The organism is Mesorhizobium sp. M3A.F.Ca.ET.175.01.1.1, from assembly GCF_004791945.1.
In the GTDB taxonomy this organism is placed as follows: domain Bacteria; phylum Pseudomonadota; class Alphaproteobacteria; order Rhizobiales; family Rhizobiaceae; genus Mesorhizobium.
In genome coordinates this window covers 1-494 of record NZ_SRTP01000064.1, presented here as the reverse complement: position 1 = coordinate 494, position 494 = coordinate 1, and the positions used below count along the sequence as shown (strand labels likewise).

General features: G+C 63.6%; 1 protein-coding gene. It reads left to right on the top strand.

The annotated features are described in order from the left end of the window. Positions 1-118: 118 nt before the first annotated feature. A partial coding sequence (locus EN818_RS30755; RefSeq protein ID WP_135906590.1) for a hypothetical protein occupies positions 119-494 on the top strand: 376 nt, incomplete at its 3' end.

The following is a 494-nucleotide window of genomic DNA, read 5'->3' as shown; positions in this document are numbered from 1 at the left end:
GCCGCTACGCCCACGACCACGACATCACCGGCGAAGATTTCGACATCTTCCAGCAGATGCTGAGCGCCATCGACGCCGAATGGCTCGATCACGTCGTCAAGAGAAAGGAGGCTGAGAAATGACCGTTCAACTTTCCAGCCTCCGCGTCTCCGCCGAGATGGACGCCAGCAAGAATGTCGCCGGAGCGCAGCAGAAGGTAGCCGCCGATCAGGCGATGACCGCGTCGTCGCAAGGCGTCGGCAACGCCGTCACGGTCAGCCAGCAGAAGATCAGCCAGTCCGGTGACGTGCTCGCGCGCCTCTCCCGTCAGTACATCGACGGTTATGCCGCCGCACAGCGCATGGAGAGCGCGCTCAACCAGCTTTCGCGCGGTGTCGATGCCGGCAAGATCAAGATGGAGCAGGCCGCGGCCATCCTCGACGGCATCTACCGCAAGTACAACATGGCGGCCGATGCCTCGATGTTCCTCGCGCGCGGCCAGAACGAGCTCGCCG